At 62.3% G+C, this 2,129-nt stretch carries 1 protein-coding gene; it reads right to left on the bottom strand.

Annotated elements, in window-relative coordinates; translation table 11 throughout:
• Positions 1–2,129: condensation domain-containing protein (locus BW686_RS25925; RefSeq protein ID WP_256963982.1), on the bottom strand; the 2,129-nt coding region annotated here is incomplete at both ends.

Genomic DNA, 2,129 nt, shown 5'->3' with positions numbered 1-2,129 from the left:
TCAGGCGTTCAGTGCCGTGGATCAACGCCAAGGCTTCAGGCGTGCGCTCGACCTGGGCTTCGAACAGGCCGTGAACGGTTTGCTCGAGCGGATACGGGGCCTGTGTTGCGTTGAATCCGCTGAGCAGTTGTGTGCGCTCCGCTTCAGGCAGGATCGACAGGCTGCTCAACAGCGCCTGCGGACGCTGTTCCAGTGTTTCCACCAGTTGCGCCAGTGCGGTCCTCATATACGCCGCTACCCGGGCCGCGCCAATACCTTCTTCCACCAGCACGGTCAGTTCGAAGCCATCACCCTGATCGTCCACCGACAGGGTCAGCGGGTAATTGGTGCGTTCTTCGCCGGTCAAGGCCTCGATGCCCTGCCAGGCAGGCGACAGGCTGTGCTCGCCCGGTGCGGCGCTGTAGCGGTAGTTGAGCAGCGCACTGAACAATGGCGTCGAGGCAGGCACACCGCTGCAGCGTTGCGCCAGGGCCAGTGGCGCATGTTCGTGGGCCAGCAAAGCGCTCAACCGGGCGTGGGTTTCGCGGACGCCAACCCGTGCTTCGCACGCGCCCAGTTGCAGGCGCAATGGCAGCGTGTTGATGAACATGCCCAAGGCGCGGTCAGCCCCCTCGCCGCCGCTCATGCGGCCCATCAATACGGTGCCGAACACCACATCGTCACGACCGCTGGCCGCGCCGACCACCTGAGCCCAGGCCAGGTGATGCAGGCTGGCGGCGCTGACACCCAGTACACGCGCCTGATTGCGCAGTCGCTGGCTCAGTGCAGCATCGAGTTGCAGCCGTTGCTCTTCTATGCCACGGCCTTCCCCCTGAACTTCATGCAAACTGAAAGGCAGGGTCGGCTCGTCCACATCGCCGAGCATCTCGCGCAGGAAGACTTCATGAGCCTTCTGGGACACGCCCAGTCGTGCCTGCGCCACGTAATTGCGATACGGCACTGGCGCGCCCAGCGACTCGGGCTGGCCCAGCAGGCAGGCCTGCATCTCCTGTTGCACCACTTCCAGTGCGGTATGGTCCAGCACCAGATGATGGAACAGCAGCAACGCAACCCAACGCTGATTGAGCGGGTCCTCGGCATAGGCAATCCGCATCAGAGGCGCCTGACGCAGGTCCATGCGGTGCTGGCGCGCGTCGAAACGTTCCTGCAACCCGACGATGACGTCCGCCGTCGAGTTGCCCATATCGATCTGTTCCAGACCCAGTTGTGCGTGACGCCAGACCACCTGAACCGCCTCGTCCAGGCCTTCCCAGCACAGTGAGGTGCGCAGGATGTCATGACGGTCGATCACGTTTTGCAGCGCACTGGCGAAGGCATTCAGCCGGTTTTTGCTGTCAAAGCCGAACACCGCCTGCAACACGTAAGGATCACCCTGTTCGGCGGCCAGGTGATGATAGAGAATCCCCTCCTGCAGCGGCGCCAGCGGGTAGATGTCCTGAATGTTGGCCGCACCGCCAGGGATGGAGGCCACCACCTGACCAAGCTGCTCTTCGCTGATGTCCAGCAGCGGCAGCATTGCCGGTGTGATGTGCGTGCAATCGGGTTCTATCAGGTTGTCCGGAACGTGGATTTCCGTACCACTGCCAATCGCTGAGGCCAGCGCCTTGAGCGTTGGCTGGCTGAACAATACGCGCACATCGGCGCTCAACTCCTGCTGACGCATGCGCTCAATCAGCTTCACCGCCAGCAGCGAATGGCCGCCCAGTTCGAAGAAGTGATCGTGACGACCGACACGCTCCACTTGCAGCACGTCCTGCCAGATCTGCGCCAGCGCCACTTCGACTTCGCCCTGCGGCGCTTCATAGCCACGGCTGATCAAGGCTTGCAGGTCCGGGGCCGGTAGCGCTTTGCGGTCCAGCTTGCCATTCGGGGTCAGCGGCAGTTGGTCCAGATGCACGTAGGCTGCCGGGATCATGTAATCCGGTAGCTGGCTTTGCAGGTGGGTGCGCAGTGTTTCAATGTCGGGCTGTGCGTTGATGGAAGTGAAGTACGCGACCAGACGCTTGTCGCCCGGTACGTCTTCGCGGGCCATGACCACCGCTTCTTTCACGTCAGCGTGACGAGCCAGTTTTGTCTCGATTTCACCCAGTTCGATGCGGAAACCACGGATCTTGACCTGATCGTCGTTA

Origin of the sequence: Pseudomonas syringae (genome assembly GCF_002157375.1) — a bacterium.
Classification (GTDB): Bacteria; Pseudomonadota; Gammaproteobacteria; order Pseudomonadales; family Pseudomonadaceae; genus Aquipseudomonas; species Aquipseudomonas syringae_T.
The sequence above is the reverse complement of the archived record's forward strand: the minus strand, read 5'-3'. Positions and strand labels throughout refer to the sequence as shown.